The following is a 21,869-nucleotide window of genomic DNA, read 5'->3' as shown; positions in this document are numbered from 1 at the left end:
CAAGCAAACTAAAATGCCGCCCCTCGACTTGCATGTGTTAAGCCTGTAGCTAGCGTTCATCCTGAGCCAGGATCAAACTCTTCATTGTAAAAGTATCTTTTCATCTGTTAAGATGATTTTCTTGCTCTGTTCAGGATGCCGTACAATTTATTGACTCTATCTTATATACCTATATTTATTATATAAGCATTGACGGTTCTATTTTAATCTTGTACTACTTGTATTGTTTATCAATATTTCAAAGAACTTGCGCTTCATTTTCAAAAGCGGGTGCAAAGGTAAGGGGTTTTATTTTAACTGCCAAACTTTTCGGAAGTTTTTTTCGTTTTTCTTTTTCGGTTCGTTTCTCAGGCTCTCTTAGCGAAAGGGAAAGAAGGGACGAAAACGATAAACGGAAAACCGCGTCTCTTTGCGAATCGGACTGCAAATATAAGAACTTTATTTATTATAATCCAAACTTTTCCGGATCTTTTTTGTTCTTAAAGTAAAGCGGTCCTACGCTTTGTCATTAGGTCAATTCTGCAAGGCTGTCCTCTCTTGGAAAGCGGGTGCAAAAGTAGACACTTTATACATAACATCCAAATATATTCAACTATTTTTTTTGAAGTATTTTGAAAGAAAAACGCTAACTAGCTGAATCATAACGATGTTGTAGAACATGTTTTTTCAACAACGGAAGAAAAGGACAAAGGAATCAAGGGAAAGGATACATTATTATATTAATGCATGCGTGCGTATGTGTGCGCGAGAGGGAGAAAAAGAAGGAAGCGGGCAGGGCGGATATACACAGAAGTTTTTCGCACTTCCCTCTATCACCTATCACCGGCAATCATGAACGTCCCTGTTCATCGGAATTTGAGGCATGGTGACAGGTTGTCCGAAACCTATCACCGCATCTGTCACCTATCACCGGCCTATCACCGGAAGGCAGATGATGGATAAAAACCATAAACTATAGATATTCAGCATATTAACTGCATAAATACAGGATATAAAGAACCAATATATAGGATATTAATAACTCACATATAGGATATTAACAACCTATGTACAGGGTTTAATACTCAATACATAGCCTATTAATGCCTGAGAAGACAGGCAGTTATGACTGAAAAGCAAGTATCAAGAGCCGAAAGAGAGTACAAGAACAGACTGTTTCAAGTTACAGAAAATGTTGTTTCACCACAGGATACCAGAAGTTCAAGCAAATGAAACTAAAGGTTCAAGCAGGGGAAACTAAAGGTTCAGGCAGAGGAAACTGGAGTTTCAAGAGGGGGAAACTAAAGTTTCATACGCAGGAAACAATTGATGAAAAGCAGGATGGCAAAGACAGGGCGTAAGGATAAGTAAGGGAAAGTGTAAGGATGAGCGAGGGAAAGGGGTAAGATACACCGCATCTGCAACCATCCCACACCACTATCCTACACCCTATTAATATACTAATATTCAACAACATAAAGTGAAACTGGTGTAGGATGGCAGATGATTTGTCTATTCAAACTCATAGGGAGGAGAATACAAGGACATCTATCGAGGGATATTCTGAAAAATAACTGGCGAGAACCAATTGCCGGTTATAAATGCTCTACGCTAAACGAGAATTTTATGCATTGAGTAAAAATTTAGTTTAGCGTAGAGCATTAGAATTCCCACAAAAACACTCTTTCTGTTAAAACCGGCAGACCTCTAAAACAAAAATAAGTTCAGACTGTTACATAGTCAACTTAAATATATTAACCTAAACATTAAATTATGGCTAGAGAAAGTGTAAAAATCCTACAAGGGAAATTAGATGTGGAAAGTTTGATTTCACAGTTGAACGCAGCATTGGCTGAAGAATGGTTGGCATACTACCAGTATTGGGTAGGTGCATTAGTAGTAGAAGGAGCTATGCGTGCCGATGTGCAGAGCGAGTTTGAAGAACATGCTGAAGAAGAGCGTAAACACGCACAATTGCTTGCCAACCGCATCATCGAACTAGAAGGTGTCCCGGTGCTCGATCCTAAGAAATGGTTTGAACTGGCGAGATGCAAATATGATGCTCCACAAGAGTTTGATTCCATTAGTTTACTAAAAGACAACGTTGCTTCCGAACGCTGTGCAATCCTTCGTTATCAGGAGATTGCCGACTTTACCAATGGAAAAGATTTCACTACCTGCGACATCGCAAAACATATTCTTGCCGAAGAGGAGGAACATGAACAAGATTTACAAGATTATCTGACTGACATCACCAGAATGAAGAAATCATTTCTTGATAAGTAAATTCTAAAATAATAATGATTAGATAAGAGAGGGCGTATCCTACACGGGGTAATCCCTCTTTTATGGATATTAGTACGATAAAAACAAAACTATTTTAGCGTAAATCAAGAAGAAATCTTTCTTTTTTCGTATTTTTGTCCCAATATGCACGTTTAATCCAAGTAGATAACGAACATTAGGGAAAAGAATGAAAGTAATTGATTTAATACATAACAACAAAAAAACAGCTTTTTCTTTCGAAATCCTGCCGCCACTGAAAGGAACCGGAATAGAAAAGCTATATCAGACAGTCGATACACTTCGGGAATTCGATCCGAAGTATATTAATATCACGACCCACCGCAGCGAATACGTGTACAAAGATCTCGGCAACGGGCTATTCCAACGAAACCGCTTGAGAAGACGTCCGGGCACTGTTGCTGTGGCTGCCGCCATCCAAAATAAATATAATATCACAGTCGTTCCGCATATCCTATGCAGTGGTTTCACACGCGAAGAGACGGAATATGTACTGCTCGACCTACAATTTTTGAACATCACTGATTTGTTAGTGCTACGTGGCGACAAGGCAAAACACGAATCTGTTTTCACCCCCGAAGGCGACGGATATCATCACGCAATCGAGTTGCAGGAACAAATCAACAATTTCAATAAGGGTATCTTTGTGGACGGTTCGGAAATGAAAGTAACCAACAGCCCCTTTTCTTATGGTGTGGCATGCTACCCGGAGAAACATGAAGAAGCTCCCAATATTGAATCCGACCTTTATTGGCTAAAGAAAAAAGTGGAAGCAGGCGCAGAATATGCCGTAACACAATTATTCTACGATAACAAAAAATATTTTGAGTTTGTAGAACAAGCCAAAGCGGCAGGTATCAATGTTCCAATCATTCCGGGAATCAAGCCGTTCAAGAAACTGTCCCAACTGAGCATGATTCCCAAGACATTCAAGGTGGATTTGCCGGAAGAACTCGTGAAAGAGGCTTTGAAATGCAAAACGGATGCGGAAGCCGAACAAGTGGGTATCGAATGGTGTGTAACCCAATGCAAGGAATTGATGTCTCACGGAGTACCAAGCATCCATTTCTACTCCATTGGAGCGGTGGACAGTATCAAGAAAGTAGCCAAAATCATTTATTGATATGTTTTTCAGAGACGTAATCGGACAGGAAGAAGTCAAGCAACGGCTCATTCAGGAGGTGAATGAAGGACGCATCCCGCACGCCCAGCTCATTTGCGGCCCGGAAGGGGTGGGAAAAATACCATTGGCCATTGCATACGCACGCTATATCAGTTGCTCCAACCGGAGTGAAACGGATGCCTGCGGTGTATGTCCGTCCTGCGTGAAGTTTAATAAGCTGGTACATCCGGATGTGCATTTTGTATTTCCGATCGTAAACAAGGCGAAAAGTCCCAAAGTATCGGTCTGTGCCGATTTTCTTCCGCAATGGAGAGAACAACTGCTCACCTCCCCTTACTTCAACTTGAATCATTGGTTGAACAATATTGGAGCGGAGAATAAGCAAGCACAGATATTCGCTAACGAGAGTGATGAAATTCTGAAAAAACTCAGTCTGAAATCCAGTGAGGGAGGATTCAAGATTACAATCGTGTGGCTACCGGAAAAATTGCATCCGGTGTGTGCCAACAAACTGTTGAAACTGCTTGAAGAGCCGCCCGAAAGAACTATTTTCCTGCTGGTATCGGAAAAGCCGGACATGATACTGCCCACCATCCAAAGCCGCACGCAACGCATGAACGTGCGGAAAATTGACGAGGCAAGCATCGATCGGGTGCTACAAACGAAGTACAGCATTCAACCTGCCGACAGCCTTTCCATCGCCCATCTGGCAAATGGAAATTTTATCAAGGCACTCGAAACGATTCATCTGAACGAAGAGAATCAACTGTTCTTCGATTTATTCGTCAGCCTGATGCGGTTGTCCTATCAACGGAAAATCAGGGAAATGAAAATGTGGAGCGAACAGGTGGCAGGCATGGGACGCGAACGCCAAAAGAATTTTCTGGAATATTGCCAACGCATGATTCGGGAAAACTTCATCTTTAACCTGCACCAACGTGATCTTACATATATGACGATCAGTGAACAGAACTTTGCAACCCGCTTCGCCCCGTTTGTAAACGAACGTAATGTAATGGGAATAATGGACGAGCTAAGCGAAGCGCAAATACATATTGAACAGAATGTAAACGCTAAAATGGTATTCTTCGACTTCTCGCTGAAGATGATTGTACTGTTGAAGCAATAATTAATATATAAACACTATGGAATATAAACTTCATAATGGGAGCGGCGGTCTTTGCTGCAAAGGATGCTCCCGACAAGATAAACAACTGAACACCTACGATTGGTTGGCGGATATACCGGGCAATGCGGAAGAGAGTGACATGGTTGAGGTACAATTTAAGAACACCCGGAAGGGATATTATCGCAACAGTAACAAAATCAAACTTGAAAAGGGCGATGTGGTGGCTGTTGAAGCTGCTCCGGGACATGATATAGGTGTGGTGACGCTGACCGGCAGACTGGTTCCCCTGCAAATGAAGAAAGCGAACTTCAAGGCGGACACGGAAATCAAACGCATCTATCGGAAAGCCAAACCGGTGGATATGGAAAAGTTCAACGAGGCGAAAAGCAAGGAACATGGCACTATGATCCGTGCACGCCAGATTGCGTTAAGTCTCAATCTGAACATGAAAATCGGAGATGTAGAGTACCAGGGAGACGGCAATAAGGCTATCTTCTATTACATTGCCGATGAGCGCGTGGACTTCCGCCAATTGATCAAGGTATTGGCTGAAGCATTCCGCGTACGTATCGAGATGAAACAGATCGGTGCCCGTCAGGAAGCGGGACGTATCGGAGGCATCGGCCCTTGCGGACGTGAGCTTTGCTGTGCGACGTGGATGACCAGCTTTGTATCCGTATCTACAAGTGCCGCACGTTATCAGGATATTTCCCTGAATCCGCAAAAGCTTGCCGGACAATGTGCCAAGCTGAAATGTTGCCTGAACTATGAAGTAGATTGCTACGTGGAAGCTCAAAAACGTCTTCCGTCCAAAGAGATAGAACTGGAAACGAAGGATGGTACTTTCTATTTCTTCAAAGCGGATATCTTGAGCAATCAGATCTCTTATTCCACAGACAAGAATTTCCCGGCAAATCTAGTTACCATCAGCGGGAAGCGTGCTTTTGAAGTGATTTCGATGAATAGAAAAGGTATGAAACCGGACAGTCTGTTCGAAGAAGAAAGAAAGCCAGAACTGAAGAAACCGATTGATTTGCTGGAACAGGAAAGCGTTACCCGCTTTGACCGTAACCGCAATAAAGAGGGTGGCAATAATGCGAACCGGAATAATAAGAAGAAGAAAAAAGGAGCTAATAACGACAACCGTCCTCAATCGGCTGAAAACGCTAACAGAGGAGAAAGAGAGAACCGACCGAGAAATAATAATAATCGGAACAGAGGACAGAATCAGGGACGGAATAATGAAAACAGACGACCGGAAAGAGGGATGAATCAAGAAAGGCCACAAGCTCAAGAAAGGCCGGAAAAGCCAGAAAGACCGGTCAAAGAGCCGAATAAAGAGAAACCGAAACCGCAAACCAATAATGAAAAGCCTGTTCAGGAATAGTTTATTTTGCCTTTTCACTGCTTGCCTAACGGCGGCATGCAACGAGAATACCGTGTATCACTCTTATCAATCCCTTCCCGACAACGGGTGGGGAAAGAGTGATACACTCTCCTTTTTTGTTCCTATTACAGACAGTCTCCCTCCGACTTTGAGGCTATTTGCGGAAGTCCGTAACCGTACGGATTATCCTTATCAGGACCTTCATTTATTTATCAGTCAGAATCTACAGGATTCCACTGTGTGGCGCACCGATACCATCGCTATTCACCTAACTGACTCTACAGGAAGATGGTTCGGCAAAGGTTGGGGCAGTGTCTATCAGTCGGAGACTTTCATACGCTCGGTTCGCCCGCTACATCCAGGAAACTACACTTTTAAGGTAGTATCCGGTATGAAAGACGACATATTGCAGGGGATAAATGATGTGGGGATACGGATATCACGGTAAGCAGAAAATAAGCACTCCTCACATCCTCGTAACATTTTATTAGCTTCCGTATTCTACAAAGCCGGGTTTATAGAAACGTGGGGACGTGGTATTAGCAAAATATGTAACGCTTTTAAAGCGATAGGAATAGAAGAACCCGTCTTTAAGCAATCAGAGGGCGGTATGCTAGTTACGTTCAAAAGAAATTACCCTACAATGACAAATGAGAAATCACATAGTAGAACGAATGACCCTAAATGACCCAATAAAATTATCATCAGTTGACATAAATGTATTACATATATTATCTACGAATACAAAATCAACCTACAATACTCTTGCTGAAGCCTTGTCATCATCAAGTGCTACAGCGAAACGATCATTGCAGAATTTAAAAGCTTATGGATACATAACCCGTCAAGGGTCCAACAAAGCAGGTTATTGGCAACTCACCGAGAAAGGAAAGATTTTTATAATTAAAGAACAAAAACTATAAAATACATAAGCTGGGCATTGACGGGTGAAGGGACGACTATTCGCCTGCTTCTTCACCCTACCTTCGCCGTAAACGTTATTCGAAAGATAAACAATTTGTTAGAGTCTTCTACTCCGTCCCGCATCAATGCGTAGGAAAGTGAACAACAGTATCGTAAAGCCCCATAAAGAAGAACCTCCGTAGCTAAAGAAAGGTAATGGGATACCGATGACCGGAGTAAGCCCCAGTACCATGCCTATATTAATAAATAGGTGAAACAGGAAAATGCTGAGGACTGAATAGCCATAAACCCGACCGAAGGTAGAGGGTTGACGCTCCGACAAGAAAATCAAGCGGAAAATCAAGACCAGGAAAGCTATCAAGACGGCTGCCGAACCAACAAAACCTTGTTCCTCTCCCACCGTACAGAAGATGAAATCAGTATCCTGTTCGGGAACATATTTCAGTTTGGTCTGCGTACCATTCAGGAAACCTTTCCCTGTCAATCCACCGGAACCGATGGCAATCTTGGATTGGTTGACGTTGTATCCCGCACCGGTCAAATCTTCTTCCAAGCCCAATACTACTTTGATACGGACTTGTTGATGGGGCTCCAATACGCTATCGAATACATAATTGCTGGAATATAAAAATCCGATAGAGCCGATGGTAAATAAAGCAATTAGAAAGTAAGCACGCTGACGCTCACTTAATGCTAAATAAATCAAATAACCTATCGCAACAGCACACAGTCCCCACTGCACCCAGACCAGACTAAAGTGTACCCAATATTCCGATATCAAATAGGCAATCAGCAATATCCCCAGACTTCCACCGATAATATTGCGGGCAGCTACCCACTTCTTACGATATACCCACACCATGCCGCCGGCAAACAATAAAATCAGCAGCAATACAATAAACTCTCCCAACGGCGTAGGGGTATCCGCTATAAAGACCTCGTCAAAACGAATACCGACCACAAAGTAGATTACCGCACAGACACCTGCAAAAAGCACTACTCCCGGCATTCCTTCACGGTAAAGAACCAAAAAGAAAGCAAGATATACCAATGCAGACCCTGTTTCCCTCTGCCCGATAATCAATAACATCGGCAAAAGAATAATCAGTCCCAAAACTAAAGCACACTTTTCCTTCTTGATACTGAACGAATAAGCATTCATATATTTAGCCAACGCCAAAGCCGTAGCAAACTTGGCGAACTCGGCAGGTTGCAGACTGACCGGCCCCATCACCAGCCAAGAACGGGAACCTTTCGTATCCGGAGCAATAAAGATTGTGACAATCAACAAAAGAATCATCCCTATATATATAATGTACGCGAACATATCGTACATCCGGTCTTCCAACATCAGCAACACGAATCCCAGTCCGAAAGAACAGATAATCCAAACGAACTGCTTACCGGCACGAGTCGAGAAATCAAGAAAATCACGATCACCATAGTCATAGCTGGCTCCGCACACGCTGAACCATCCCCCAATAATCAGGAGCAGGTAGATACAAATCGTTACCCAGTCCAAAGATTTCCATAAACTATCGCTCCTCGTTACCATACAATATCACTCTGTTACTAATTTCTTCCGCCCTTATCTCATTTTCCGGCGACAATTTACCTTTCATATATTGTTCCATCATCAAAGCACCGACCGGCACTCCGTATGTAGCGCCCCATCCCCCATTCTCCACATAGACGGCTATTGCTATTTTCGGTTTATTCATTGGCGCAAAGCCCATAAACACCGAATGGTCATGCCCGCGATTCTGTGCCGTACCTGTTTTTCCGCAAGCTTCCAATTCCGGAACCATCATTGACAACATACGACAAGTTCCTCCCGTAGCGGCAGCACGCATACCTTCCACCACCGATTCATAATGTCTTTTTTCAATCGTGGTATAACGAGGAGTGCGATAAAGACTGTCTATCCGGTTATCTTGAATTTCTTTCACAATATGAGGTGTGACAAAATATCCTCTATTGGCAATCGTCGCTCCCAAATTGGCTATCTGAAGAGGGGTAGTCAGAATTTCTCCCTGGCCGATGGAAATACTGATCACCGTCAATCCGTTCCAATGTCCGCGATAAGCCTTATCATAGAACTGCGCATTCGGAATCAAGCCCCGTTTTTCTCCCGGCAAATCGACTCCCAGTTTATAACCGAACCCTTGCGAAACCATGTGATCTTTCCATACGGTAATAGCATTTTGCGGTGAGCCATATTTACGATCACCGAACATACGGAACAGTCCCCAGCAAAAATAAGAGTTGCACGATGTAGCAATGGCGGGTATCAGCGGAATCGGTGCCCCATGACTATGACAACCCACCGTCAACCTGCCGTAATGGAATCCGTGCGAACAGGGAAAAGCCGGACTTTGCTCTGTAACAATACCTTCTTGCAAGAAAGTCAGCCCTTGTGCTGTTTTGAAAGTAGAGCCCGGAGGATAGACTCCCATCAAAGCACGGTTCAACAATGGTTTCATCTTGTCGCGTTGCAACATCAGATGATTCTTACCACGCTGACGACCGATCATCAAATGCGGATCGTAGTTCGGGGAAGATACCAGACAAAGGATTTCGCCGGTTTCCGGCTCGATAGCTACAATACTGCCAATCTTGTTCTTCAGCAGGCGTTCGCCTAAAATCTGCAAATCAATATCCAGACTCAATGTCAGGTTCTTGCCGGGAACAGAGGGACGGTCGTAGGCCCCATCCATATAGTGTCCCTGAATACGGCCATGTGCATCACGAAGCAGGATTTCAATACCTTTTTCTCCACGCAAATACTTCTCATACGATTTCTCCACACCCAACTTTCCGACATAATCACCGCGAATGTAGTATCCGTCTTCATCCGCTTCCATCTCTTTGGCAGACACCTCTCCAATGTCGCCTAACGCATGGGCAGCCGCATTGTAAGAATATTGACGGATAGTACGCCGTTGGATATAAAAGCCACGAAACTTAAACAGCTTTTCCTGAAAGACACCACATTCTTCCGCCGAAAGTTGCGACATAAACAACTGGTTGGTATAGCGGGAATAACCCGGATTGCGGCGACGGTCTTTCATATCGCTCATAATCTTCAAGAATTGGGCACGGGTAATATTCAACGACTGGCACAAGTCGAGCGTATCTAGATTCTCGACTTCCTTCGGAACAATCGAAATGTCGTATGCAGGCTGATTGAATACCAACAATTTCCCGGTCCGGTCGTAAATCGCTCCACGCGAAGGATATTGGATTTTATTCAGAAAAGCATTACTGTCAGCATTCTTCTTATAGTCATCTGTTGTGATCTGCAATACGAAAAGCCGTACCAGATAAATCAAGACAATAGACAGGGCAATGCCTCCGATAACAAATTTACGTTTCTCTAATCTATAATCTTTTGCCATTTTTACTTCCTTATGCCTTCAACAGCTACAATACAGGTTACAGTCAGAATGGTGCAAAGTAACACCCGCAGCAGCAACAGCCAAATGCTGGAAAACGAGAAGAACTCAATGGAGAGTAACGCCAGACTATGTACAAAAACACTTGCAGTCGTATATTTAAGAAAAGGAGTAATCCCTATCGTCTTGAAAGATGGGATGAAGCTATCCAGATTATCGCGAGGTGTGAACAGTCGCAGTAAAGAAGGACGGAGAAAAGCAAGCAGCACCGTTGCAGCCGCATTCATTCCCGGAGTATCAGCAAATACGTCGATAGTCAGTCCGAAAAAGAAAGCCCACAACATCAACTCATTCCGCGAAGTGCCGGAGTCAAACTTTAGGATAAAATAAATATAGAGAAAAGGAGTGGCATAACCCGCTATATGGACATTATTCAGGATAAGCACTTGAAGAAGCACTAAGCCGATAAACCATCCGATTCTATGTATATAGGTGATAATCATTCTTTTGTTACCTTATTTTCAAGTTTCTTCTGCTCTTCCTGCCCATTCCGGGCTATCACACGGACATCACCGAGCTTTCCGAAGTCGGTAGCCAGCTTGATTTTCAGCAGGTAGGACAACCCGTCATTAGAGTCGGACATATCATCCACCGTACCTACCATAATACCTTCCGGGAATACGGTCGAGAATCCGCTGGTCACTACGGTATCGCCCAAATTGAATTCCGCATGACGGGGCAGGTCTTTCAGATAAGCGTAACGCGAATCTCCACGTTCCCATTTCAGATAGCCGAAATAATCACTGCCGATAATCTTGCAACTTATATTGGACTTGCTGTTCAGTACAGAAATCACCACCGAATAAGATGGAGAAGTTTCATACACGATACCTACAATTCCGTTACCGTCTATCACTCCCATCTCAGAGCGAATGCCGGAGGAAGAACCTTTGTCGAGCGTGATATAGTTATCGGGCAGTGTCAGACTGTTTTTTATCACATGAGCCTTGAACAGCTGATAGTCACTTTGAGGCATCTGCCGGACACTGTTAATGGTGATAGAGTCCACCTGGCGTTCTTTCAACGCTTTCTCCAGATTGGAGATCTGCTGTTCGAGCAACATATTCCGGTCCAGTAAATCCTCATTGACCGATTTCAAATGAAAGTAAGAGGAAATGCCTCCCGACACATCATAAACCGCCCCCACAACCGTATTGGCAGAAGTGAAAAAAGCACTCTGCTGATAACGGTTGAACCGAAATAACAAAACAAAACTGGCTACCTCTAATAAGATAAAGAGGAACCAGTAATTGTATTTCAGAAGGAAGTTTATTAAATTCCGCATCCCTGAGTTATCTCATTAAAAAAGAGAAACGATCTACATTCTTTAATGCAACTCCCGTGCCTTTAGCTACAGCGTGCAAAGGATCTTCTGCAATGTGGAAAGGAATATTGATTTTATCAGTCAGTCGCTTATCCAACCCACGAAGCAATGCGCCACCACCGGAAAGATAGATACCGTTGTGCACAATATCAGCATAAAGTTCAGGAGGTGTACTTTCCAACGCACTCAAGATAGCTGTTTCTATTTTCGAGATTGATTTTTCCAGACAGTGAGCCACTTCCTGATAGCATACAGGCACCTCCATCGGAAGAGCCGTGATACGGTTAGGACCGTGAACGATATAATCTTCCGGAGCTCCTTCACCCAATTCGGTTAAGGCAGCGCCCACATTTATCTTGATACGTTCCGCCATACGTTCGCTGACTTTCACGTTATGCTGACGGCTCATGTATTCACGGATGTCTTCCGTCAGATCATCACCCGCCACACGGATGGAGTTGTTGGAAACAATACCTCCCAAAGAGATAACGGCAATTTCCGTAGAACCACCACCTATGTCCACAATCATATTCCCTTCCGGAGCCTCTACATCAATGCCGATACCAATAGCCGCAGCCATCGGTTCGAAGATCAGATAGACATCCCGTCCGCCGGCATGTTCGGCAGAGTCACGAACGGCACGGAGTTCAACTTCCGTACTACCCGAAGGAACACCGATCACCATACGAAGAGAGGGTGAGAATAAGTGATTGCGTGTATTCACCCGCTTAATCAAACCGCGCATCATCTGCTCGCAAGCGTAGAAGTCGGCAATCACACCATCTCTCAACGGACGGATAGTGCGTATATTTTCGTGGGTCTTTTCGTGCATCAATTTCGCCTTTTCCCCCACGGCAATCATCTTATCCGTACGACGGTCCAAAGCCACAACCGAAGGCTCATCCACCACGATTTTCCCGTTCGTGATGATGATGGTATTGGCTGTACCCAAGTCCATCGCTATTTCTTGTGTAAAAGAGAACAATCCCATTCTTAATTATTATTTTAGTGTTTAAAATGACGGATACCGGTAGTAACCATCGCCATGCCATGCTCATTGCAATAAGCAAAAGACAAATCATCTTTTACCGAGCCGCCCGGTTGGATTACTGCCGTAATACCTTCCTTATCCGCAATTTCCACACAATCGGGGAAAGGGAAGAAGGCATCCGAAGCCATCACCGCGCCATTCAAGTCGAATCCGAATGACTTAGCTTTTTCAATTGCTTGTTTCAATGCATCTACACGTGAGGTCTGTCCGACACCGCTTGCGAGAAGCTGCTTGCCTTTTGCCAATACAATAGCGTTTGACTTACTGTTCTTCACAATCTTGTTAGCAAACAACATATCTTCCACCTCTTCCGGAGTAGGAGCCTTGTCTGTTACGGTTTTGAGGTCGGCTACCGTTTCAATGTTAGTATCTTTATCCTGCACCAATACACCATTCAGCAAAGCACGGAATTGCTTCTTCGGCAATTTGGCTTCCTTGCGAACGAGGATGATGCGGTTCTTTTTCTGTCCAAGGATTTCGAGTGCGTCCACATCATAATCCGGTGCGATAATCACTTCAAAGAAAATCTTGTTGATTTCTTCGGCTGTTTCTTTGTCAACAACCCCATTTGTAATCAACACGCCTCCGAAAGCGGAAACAGGATCACCGGCCAATGCATCTTTCCATGCATCCAGCATAGTAGACCGTGAAGCTAGACCGCAAGCGTTATTATGTTTCAGAATAGCGAAAGTGAGGTCGTCAAATTCATCAATCAAATCAACGGCAGCGTTGATATCGAGAAGATTATTATAAGAGATTTCCTTTCCGTGAATTTGGTCGAACATCGCTTCCAGATTTCCGTAGAAATAGCCCTTCTGATGCGGGTTCTCACCATAACGAAGTTGTTTTTGGCTATTTACCGAGCAACGGAAAGCAGAACCTTCGCCTGCATCAAAATAATTGAAGATCGCTGAATCATAGTGGGAAGAAACGGCAAACGCTTCTTTTGCCATCCAACGACGTTCTTCGAGTGAGGAAGTGGCACCGTGCTCCATCAACATGTCCAACAACGGTTTGTATTGAGCCTGAGAAGCAACGATAATTACATCGTTGTAGTTCTTGGCTGCGGCACGAATCAGAGAGATTCCGCCTATATCGATTTTCTCAATAATATCTGCTTCGGATGCACCGGAAGCTACAGTAGCTTCAAACGGATACAGGTCAACAATGACTAAATCTATTTCAGGGATTTCATACTTTTCAATCTGTTGCAGATCTTGCTCCAACCCGCGACGACAAAGAATACCTCCGAATATTTTCGGATGTAATGTCTTTACCCGACCACCGAGAATAGAAGGGTAAGTGGTCAAATCTTCCACTGCCTTACAAGGATATCCCAATGATTCAATAAACTGACGAGTTCCTCCTGTTGACAAGAACTCTACTCCTTCTTCATGAAGTTTGGTAATAATTTCATCCAAACCTTCTTTGTGGTATACAGATACCAATGCAGTTTTTATTCTTTTAGACTCTGACATTGAATTGCTTATTAAGTATTTGGTGTGCAAAGTTACGAAATATTGTTTATCGTACGTAATAAATAAGGTGTGAATTAATAAAAAAAAGCGTTGACTCTCCCAAACAGAAAATCAACGCTTCTTCGCAAAGTATATTTTTGTTCAAAAACTATTACCAGATGGACACCCGTTTGTCTTTAGCCACGAACATAGGATCCTGCTCAGTAATATTGAATGCTTCGTACCAGTTTCCAATATGAGGAAGTGCACCGTCTACACGCCACTTGCCTAATGAGTGAGGATCGAGTTTTGTCAATCGGAGAATTTCTTCCGGACGGATATTTCCTGCCCATACATTAGCATAAGCAAGGAAGAAACGTTGTTCGGGAGTAAATCCGTCTACTGTTTCAAGCGGTGCATTAGCTGTCGCGTTCTTGAAAGCCTGGAAAGAAACTTGCAGACCGCCATGATCGGCAATATTTTCACCCAAAGTCAACTGACCGTTAGCATGCACACCAGGAGCTACTTCAATACTGTCAAAAAAGTTCACCATTACTTGGGCACGTTCCTTGAACTTTTCAGCATCCTCTTCCGTCCACCACTCTTTCAGGTTTCCGTCTTTGTCATATTGACGTCCTTGATCATCGAATCCATGTGTCATCTCATGCCCGATAACGACTCCGATAGCACCGTAATTCATTGCATCATCGGCGTTCATATCGAAGAATGGCGGCTGCAGGATAGCTGCAGGGAAGCAGATCTCATTGGTAGTAGGATTGTAATAAGCATTAACAGTCTGCGGTGTCATCAACCATTCATCCTTATCTACCGGCTGACCGGCTTTGGCAATCATTTCATTGTAATCCCATTGACTGGCACGCTCGATATTCGCCCAATAAGAATCATTCTTAATCTCCAAAGCCGAATAATCTTTCCACTTGTCCGGATAACCGATCTTTACATGAAAAGCATCCAGTTTCTCCAATGCTTTCACCTTAGTCGGTTCGCTCATCCATTCCAGCGCCTTGATACGTTCGCCCAAAGAAGTTTGCAGATTCTTCACTAAGGTAACCATACGCTCTTTTGCAGCAGCCGAAAAGTATTTTTCTACATACATCTGTCCTACCACTTCACCGAGAACAGCGTCTACCGTACTTACCGAACGCTTCCAACGAGGCTGCATTTCTTTCTTGCCGGACATCGTCCTACTATAAAAATCGAAGTTCTGAGCTTCAAAGTCATCGCTAAGATATGAAGCGGCAGCATCTATCAAGCCCCATTGCAAGTACAATTTCTGATCGTCCAATGATACAGTGTTAATCACATCGGCAACTTCTTTCATAGCGGCAGGCTGACCTATGTTCACTTCCTTCAGGTCTTTCAAACCTGAAACAGCGAAATAAGTATCCCAGTCGAAAGTCGGGATGTTCTTTTTCAGCGTTTCCATATCCATCTTATTATAATTGGCATGAGGATCACGCAATTCCACTTGTGAACGGGCCGCTTTAGCCAAACGGGTTTCAATGTTCATTACAGCTTTTACCGCTTTCTGTGCAGTAGCCTCATCATAACCTGCCAACCGGAACATCTTGGCGATGTGTTCCTGATATTTGTTACGGATGTTGGTAGTCTGTTCGTCTTCTTCCAGATAATAATCGCGTTGTCCCATTCCGATACCACCCTGATAGGTCTGTACTATATTCATCGAACTGTTCATATCATCCGCACCGACAAACATCGTAAAGTAAGGCCGTATACCTTTCTTCTGACTTTCGGCAATGTATGCGTAGATTTCGTTCTTGTCTTTCAGCGCATCGATAGCGGCCAATTCGTCTTTAATCGGAGCTACTCCCTCCTGGTTCAACTTCACACTGTCCATTGCGATGTTGTAAAGGTCGCCAACTTTCTGAGCAGCGCTTCCCGGAGCATTGTCCGTCTTTGCGGCCAGTTCGGCAATCAGGGATTTCAATTGTTCACGGCTGTTCTCACGCAACATATCGAATGTTCCGAAACGGGAATATTCGTCAGTCAACGGGTGATCTTTCACCCAACCGCCACACGCATATTGATAAAAACTTGTACCCGGCACAGCCGTGGTATCCAGATTAGCAAGGTCGATACCGGACGTCAGTACGGCCTCTTTCTTACTGTTACATCCTGTTGTCATAAGGCATACCGCAAGAATTGGTAAATACTTGGTTACTTTCATACTCAATATAATATATTATAGAATTATCATGTTATGCGAAGGAAGGCCCTAGCCTTTCACTTCTTCCAGTTCCATCGACACCCGTTCCCACTCTTCAACGATTGTGTCCAACTGTTGTTTCAGTTTCTGATGGCGTTCATATAGCTGCATATCCGAAGCCCCTTCCGGAGTCGCCATCTTCTCTTCCACAATGGCAATCGCGGCTTCCGTCTCTTCTATCGAGGCTTCACAGTCCGCTACCTGACGTTCGAGTTTCTTAATCTTCTTATTCAACTCTTTCTGTGCCTCATAAGAAAGTTTGTTTTCCGAAGGTTGCACAGCTTCCTGTTCTCCATTTCCTTTGGCTGTTGCCGTAGGAGAAGCAGACAATCCGGCGCCTTTTTGAAGTTCATTCAGGCTATCTATCTTTTTCTTTTGCAGAAATTCATAAATACCTCCGAGATGCTCTTTCACCATTCCTCCACCGAACTCATATACTTTAGTCGCAAGTCCGTCCAAAAAATCACGGTCGTGACTGACAAGAATGACTGTGCCGTCAAATTCACGGATCGCTTCTTTCAACACATCCTTTGAACGCATATCCAAGTGATTGGTCGGTTCGTCAAGAATCAGGAAGTTTACAGGTTCAAGAAGAAGTTTGATCATTGCCAATCGGGTACGTTCTCCACCGGAAAGGACTTTGACTTTCTTGTCCGAAGCTTCGCCGCCAAACATGAAGGCACCCAAAATATCCCGTATCTTCAAACGGATATCTCCTGTTGCTACCCGGTCTATGGTATCAAACACCGTCAGATTTTCATCCAACATCTGTGCCTGATTCTGTGCAAAATAACCGATCTGAACATTATGACCGATGGTCAGTTTGCCGTCAAAGTCAATCTCACCCATTATACATTTCACCAATGTAGATTTACCTTCACCGTTCTTACCGACAAAAGCTACTTTCTCTCCCCGATTGATAGTGAGGTTTACATCATGAAAAACAACATGATTACCATACGCTTTGCGCACGTCTTCGCAAATCACCGGATAGTTTCCGCTACGGCTGGCAGGAGGAAATTTCAAGCGAAGCGAGGAGTTGTCTTCTTCATCCACTTCAATACGCTCTATCTTTTCCAATTGCTTGATGCGGCTTTGTACCTGCACAGCTTTAGTTGCTTTATAGCGGAAGCGTTCAATGAAATCTTCCGTATCCTGTATCTGTTTCTGTTGATTCTCGTAAGCGCGGAGCTGCTGTTCGCGACGTTCCTTGCGCAAGACAACAAATTCGTCATACTTCACTTTGTAATCATAAATCTGTCCACAGGTAATTTCGATAGTACGTGTGGTTACGTTGTTCAAGAAAGCGCGGTCATGGCTGACTAGTACGACAGCATTGGCACGAATTGCCAGGAAATTTTCCAGCCATTGGATACTTTCGATATCAAGATGATTGGTCGGCTCGTCGAGCAGCAGCACATCCGGACGGCGCAACAACAATTTTGCCAATTCGATACGCATACGCCAACCACCGGAAAACTCTGAAGTAGGACGATCAAAATCCTCACGGCTGAATCCCAGTCCGAGAAGTGTCCGTTCGATTTCCGCCTGATAGTTCGTGCCCCCCATCATTAGGAAGCGGTCGTTCTCATGCGTGAAACGGTCTATCAACTGATGGTATTCTTCCGAATCATAGTCTGTCCGTTCAGCCAGTTCCTGATTCATTCGTTCCAACTTCGCCTGAAGTTCAAAAATATGTTCGAATGCCTGTTCTGCTTCTCCCATCACCGTCCGGTTGTCGGAAAGAATCATGACCTGAGGCAAATATCCGATAGTTACATCTTTCGGAGTAGCTACAACTCCATGTGTCGGCGATTGTAAACCTGCCAATATCTTCAACATGGTCGATTTGCCCGCACCATTCTTGCCGACTAACGCAATGCGGTCTTTCTTATTGATAACATAACTGACATCCTCAAAAAGGGGTGTCGCATTAAATTCTACTGATAATCCTTCTACTGAAATCACTTCTGTCTCTGATTTATAAGATTTTGGACTGCAAAGATAATGAATAATTATTGTATAAATGTCAGTATCATCCGTTATCAAAAACAAAAAAGCAGCCATTCTGAACGAATGACTGCTTCCTATCTTAATCTAAGTCCCTCTTTAGAACAATTTAGCAGGATATTCACCGGCATCTACCAATGCCTGAATCTTGTCTACTACGCTTTGGCGATCTTCCGGATAAGTAACACCGAACCATTTGCTAGTAGTATCCAACACTTCAACAGTAGCGGTTCCGTCATTAATCAATTTATCCACCATCAATGGAATGAAGAATTCGCTCTTCAGATTTTCCATGTTCTTCGGATCGCTCAGGAAAGTTTTAAAGAACTCCTCGCTGTAAGCGAAGTAATCGGGAGTGAAACCCCAGAAATTCATACTTACCGGAGTTGTGTCGGGGGTAGCAGTCCATTCACCATTATCATCGATATATTTCACTTCACCGTCCAAGCGTTGGATCTTCGTACGTTCTACAACAGAAGTCAGCAATCCTTTCGCATCTGTGCTACAGATTCCACGAGATACCGTACCGCTTTCGCTCAAGGTATTTCCTACGCGGAAGCCTACCATTGAATAAACATTTTTCGAACCTTCGGGAAGAGCAGCCAGATATTTACCCATCACCTGGAAAGAATCGCGACCATAGAAGTCATCACAGTTAATTACCGCAAACGGTTCTTTAATCACATCGGCACCCATCATTACCGCATGGTTAGTACCCCAGGGTTTTGTACGGTCTGCCGGACAAGTAAAACCTTCGGGAAGAGCATCCAACGCTTGAAATACAAGCTCGCAAGGAATATGACCTTCATATTTGGAAATAATTTTCTCACGGAAATCCTGTTCAAAGTCTTTGCGGATTACAAATACAAGTTTGCCGAATCCGGCATTAATAGCGTCATAGATTGAATAATCCATAATAGTTTCGCCATTAGGCCCCAGACCGTCCAATTGTTTCAAGCCTCCATAGCGGCTGCCCATACCGGCTGCCAATAAGAATAAAGTTGGTTTCATAAATTGTGTAATATTAAAAGGTTAGTGATGTCAACGGCATCAGATTTCGTTGCAAAAGTACAAAAATAGTTGAATCCGACAGGACAATTATCAATCATTATTTACCAAAATCATACAAAAATCATTCATTAGAAGGGATAACCGATAGCAAAATGTATTCCCAAATTTTTCATAAAAGCTCCGGTAACATTGTAATACCCACTTCTATCCGTATCGTAAGGCAGATGCAAAGGTACACCGAAATCGAGACGGAACACAAGAATATCCATATCATAACGGAAACCGACACCTGTACCCAAAGCAATCTGTTTCGGGAAAGTCTTCAGTTCGAGTTGTGAATTCGGACGAGCCTCATCTTTACGCATCAGCCAGACATTTCCCGCATCCAGGAAAGTGGCCCCCCAAATACTTTTATAAATACGGAAACGATATTCCACATTTGCCTCAAAGCGGAATGTACCTGTCTGATCGAGGTAAGAATAACGACTTTCCGCCGGATGATATCCACCGGGACCTATGCTACGCACCGTAAAAGCACGGATACTGTTAGCACCTCCGACATAAAACTGTTCGCTATAAGGAGCTATCGTAGCATTTCCATAAGAGAAAAGTGCTCCCAATGCCACACGGGACGCTATTCTGTTATTCTTATCAATATTCCATAAATGACGGAATTCCGTATTCAACTTCACGAATTGTGCAAAAGGAACATTCAGCAATCGTTTATTTTCTTTATTAAAAGGCTGACCGAAAGCACGATAGATCACTGAGGTCAGATTTCCGGCAGAAGTCACTGTAGATTGCCACCAGATAGGATTCTTTATTCTCCGCGTCGAAGCATTGTCATACGTATACGTGTATTCCATAACAGGAATAAACTGGTCTTTCAAACTGATATACAATGCCGGATTCTCCTGAGCGATCTCCTTAAACTCTTCCGACTGATGTTGCAGGACGTTGAATGTCAATTTGAAAGGAGTGATACTATGACGGCTTATACGTGTCGGCTGGAAATCATATGTCGCATTTCCACCGAATGACAACAATTTATAATATCTCGCACGGTTCAACTGATCGATATACAACCGGAAAGTTGTGGTTGCCGGAAAGTCAAATTCCATTTTGCCCCAACGTGGGAACACCACTCTGGGAAAAGTCAGTGATGTGGAAAGTCCCATCTCCCAACTGTTCATCAAAGAACTTTTCTCTCCACCTCCAGTCTGCCACTCATAAGAGCCTTTAAGCTTTACATTCCAGCTTTCTCCACCACCGAAAACGTTGTTACGGGTAACACCAAAAGCAGCACCGGGACCGGTCTGATCGTTGCTCTTAGTTACTACGTTCAACTCCAACTCGGCATCCAGTGGCTTGGCAAAAGTGGCTTGTACACTCACATTCAGCGTATCACAAACTGCTGTCGTGTCCTTAGGAGCATATTGTATATCCAAATAGCTGAATATACCCAACTGGCTTAACTTTTCCTGAACCTGCTCTTGCCTGTATTGACTGTAAAGCCTAGTACGATTGGAAGCACGCATCTGTGCATTACGTACAAACTGTTGATAATTCAACCAACGATAAAGCATATTGGGACGAACCTGCAACTTCTTATAATAGTGAATATTCAGGTTCTTATACATCATGCTGTCATTCGGGGATTCTCCATTCTTTCCAAACAGATAAACAGAGCCATTGCCTACATAATAAGGACGTTGCGCAGCAGCAGGCAAACCGGGTACGGGAATCATCCGGAGGCTGATATGCCCGCCGGGCACTAAAGTGGTATCCGCCTGATAAGTCATATAGTCGGGACGGAAATAGAAGTATCCCCGGTTACGCAACAACGTACTGATACGTGTACGCTCGTCATCCAGATCCACAACATTGAATTGTTCTCCGGGACTTATATAGGAATACCTGCGTCCCCGCTCCATAATCCGCAATGTCTGCGGAGTGAAACGCTCATAATACACCGTATCTATGAAATAGGGATTCTTCATATCCACCGTGTAAAGAATACCGGCTTTCAAGCTATCCTTCTTATCCGCCAATGTTTCGTAAGTTACTTTTCCATTGAAATAGCCATAATCATGCAACAGATTGGTGGCGACTTTGATGCGCACCTCCGGATTGACAGTAGAAATAAAAACAGGAGGATTGGCTGCAAAACGGTTGAACATCCATTTCCCGAATCCTTTCTTGTACTTCACAAAATCATTGTACATCCACATCTTAAAAGGAATGGGCAGAAACAGAATTTTCGTACTCGGAGCCTTGTCAAGCGCCGCTTCTATCTCGGTCAATGCCGTCTGACCTACCAAAGTGTTCGATTTATTCTGAATAACCGTTTTATTCCCGGTATAGAGTATTTCGTCTTCGGGCAAATGCTTCGTCACCGAACACCCCGAAAACAACATGATACCAATCAGACAGCCTGTTAATATGTTACTATATATTCCTTTCATTC

At 43.7% G+C, this 21,869-nt stretch carries 18 protein-coding genes; 8 read left to right on the top strand and 10 right to left on the bottom strand.

The features are described from left to right. The first annotated feature begins 1,208 nt into the window (after positions 1–1,208). From BACFIN_RS23615 to BACFIN_RS23395, 8 genes are all read left to right on the top strand, one after another. Positions 1,209–1,340, top strand: coding sequence for a hypothetical protein (locus tag BACFIN_RS23615; protein ID WP_007755883.1), 132 nt, complete (start codon positions 1,209–1,211; stop codon positions 1,338–1,340). Between the two features lie 412 nt (positions 1,341–1,752). After that, positions 1,753–2,265, top strand: coding sequence for a ferritin-like domain-containing protein (locus tag BACFIN_RS05840; protein ID WP_007755880.1), 513 nt, complete (start codon positions 1,753–1,755; stop codon positions 2,263–2,265). Between the two features lie 187 nt (positions 2,266–2,452). Beyond that, positions 2,453–3,406: a methylenetetrahydrofolate reductase [NAD(P)H] gene (metF, locus tag BACFIN_RS05845; protein WP_007755878.1), complete on the top strand. Its 954-nt coding sequence runs from the start codon at positions 2,453–2,455 to the stop codon at positions 3,404–3,406. A 1-nt stretch (position 3,407) separates the two neighbouring features. Further along, the gene (locus BACFIN_RS05850) at positions 3,408–4,535 is read left to right on the top strand and encodes a DNA polymerase III subunit (protein ID WP_007755875.1); all 1,128 of its coding nucleotides are present in this window, start codon (positions 3,408–3,410) and stop codon (positions 4,533–4,535) included. Between the two features lie 16 nt (positions 4,536–4,551). Further along, on the top strand, positions 4,552–5,922 hold the full coding sequence (locus tag BACFIN_RS05855; RefSeq protein ID WP_007755872.1) for a PSP1 domain-containing protein: 1,371 nt from the start codon (positions 4,552–4,554) through the stop codon (positions 5,920–5,922). After that, a complete protein-coding gene (gene gldH / locus BACFIN_RS05860; protein WP_007755869.1) occupies positions 5,900–6,370 on the top strand; it encodes a gliding motility lipoprotein GldH in 471 nt (156 codons plus the stop codon). The genes BACFIN_RS05855 and gldH overlap by 23 nt, the downstream gene beginning before the upstream one ends. 33 nt (positions 6,371–6,403) lie before the next feature. Next, positions 6,404–6,610, top strand: coding sequence for an ATP-binding protein (locus tag BACFIN_RS23400; RefSeq protein ID WP_302828037.1), 207 nt, complete (start codon positions 6,404–6,406; stop codon positions 6,608–6,610). Continuing rightward, positions 6,573–6,845: a winged helix-turn-helix transcriptional regulator gene (locus BACFIN_RS23395; protein ID WP_007755867.1), complete on the top strand. Its 273-nt coding sequence runs from the start codon at positions 6,573–6,575 to the stop codon at positions 6,843–6,845. Before BACFIN_RS23400 ends, BACFIN_RS23395 begins: the two co-directional genes overlap by 38 nt. 98 nt (positions 6,846–6,943) lie before the next feature. On the opposite strand, the gene rodA is transcribed toward BACFIN_RS23395, so the two are convergent. The 10 genes from rodA to tamL form a co-directional block, all read right to left on the bottom strand. After that, positions 6,944–8,401, bottom strand: a complete 1,458-nt coding sequence (rodA, locus tag BACFIN_RS05865; RefSeq protein WP_007755865.1) for a rod shape-determining protein RodA — start codon at positions 8,399–8,401, stop codon at positions 6,944–6,946. Continuing rightward, positions 8,382–10,244 carry a penicillin-binding protein 2 gene (gene mrdA / locus BACFIN_RS05870; protein WP_007755859.1) on the bottom strand — a complete coding sequence of 621 codons (1,863 nt, stop codon included), beginning with the start codon at positions 10,242–10,244 and terminating at the stop codon, positions 8,382–8,384. The genes rodA and mrdA overlap by 20 nt, the downstream gene beginning before the upstream one ends. Before the next feature lie 2 nt (positions 10,245–10,246). Next, positions 10,247–10,744: a rod shape-determining protein MreD gene (gene mreD, locus BACFIN_RS05875; RefSeq protein ID WP_007755858.1), complete on the bottom strand. Its 498-nt coding sequence runs from the start codon at positions 10,742–10,744 to the stop codon at positions 10,247–10,249. Beyond that, on the bottom strand, positions 10,741–11,586 hold the full coding sequence (mreC, locus tag BACFIN_RS05880) for a rod shape-determining protein MreC (protein WP_007755857.1): 846 nt from the start codon (positions 11,584–11,586) through the stop codon (positions 10,741–10,743). Before mreC ends, mreD begins: the two co-directional genes overlap by 4 nt. Before the next feature lie 7 nt (positions 11,587–11,593). Continuing rightward, the gene (locus BACFIN_RS05885) at positions 11,594–12,616 is read right to left on the bottom strand and encodes a rod shape-determining protein (RefSeq protein ID WP_007755856.1); all 1,023 of its coding nucleotides are present in this window, start codon (positions 12,614–12,616) and stop codon (positions 11,594–11,596) included. Between the two features lie 14 nt (positions 12,617–12,630). After that, entirely contained in the window at positions 12,631–14,154 is a 1,524-nt protein-coding gene (gene purH, locus BACFIN_RS05890) for a bifunctional phosphoribosylaminoimidazolecarboxamide formyltransferase/IMP cyclohydrolase (protein ID WP_007755852.1), read from the bottom strand. A gap of 151 nt (positions 14,155–14,305) precedes the next feature. Next, positions 14,306–16,342 (bottom strand): M13 family metallopeptidase, encoded by a 2,037-nt coding sequence (locus BACFIN_RS05895; RefSeq protein WP_007755850.1) that lies wholly within the window; start codon positions 16,340–16,342, stop codon positions 14,306–14,308. Positions 16,343–16,390: 48 nt separating this feature from the next. Then, entirely contained in the window at positions 16,391–18,349 is a 1,959-nt protein-coding gene (locus tag BACFIN_RS05900; RefSeq protein ID WP_032839811.1) for an ABC-F family ATP-binding cassette domain-containing protein, read from the bottom strand. Between the two features lie 141 nt (positions 18,350–18,490). Then, complete coding sequence (locus BACFIN_RS05905; RefSeq protein ID WP_007755846.1) at positions 18,491–19,402, bottom strand: nucleotidyltransferase family protein; 912 nt, start codon at positions 19,400–19,402, stop codon at positions 18,491–18,493. A 128-nt stretch (positions 19,403–19,530) separates the two neighbouring features. After that, positions 19,531–21,867 carry a translocation and assembly module lipoprotein TamL gene (gene tamL / locus BACFIN_RS05910; RefSeq protein ID WP_007755844.1) on the bottom strand — a complete coding sequence of 779 codons (2,337 nt, stop codon included), beginning with the start codon at positions 21,865–21,867 and terminating at the stop codon, positions 19,531–19,533. Positions 21,868–21,869 lie beyond the last annotated feature (2 nt).

Origin of the sequence: Bacteroides finegoldii DSM 17565 (assembly GCF_000156195.1) — a bacterium.
GTDB classification, from domain to species: domain Bacteria; phylum Bacteroidota; class Bacteroidia; order Bacteroidales; family Bacteroidaceae; genus Bacteroides; species Bacteroides finegoldii.
Note: the sequence above shows the minus strand (reverse complement) of the source record. Positions and strands in the feature narration are given on the sequence as shown.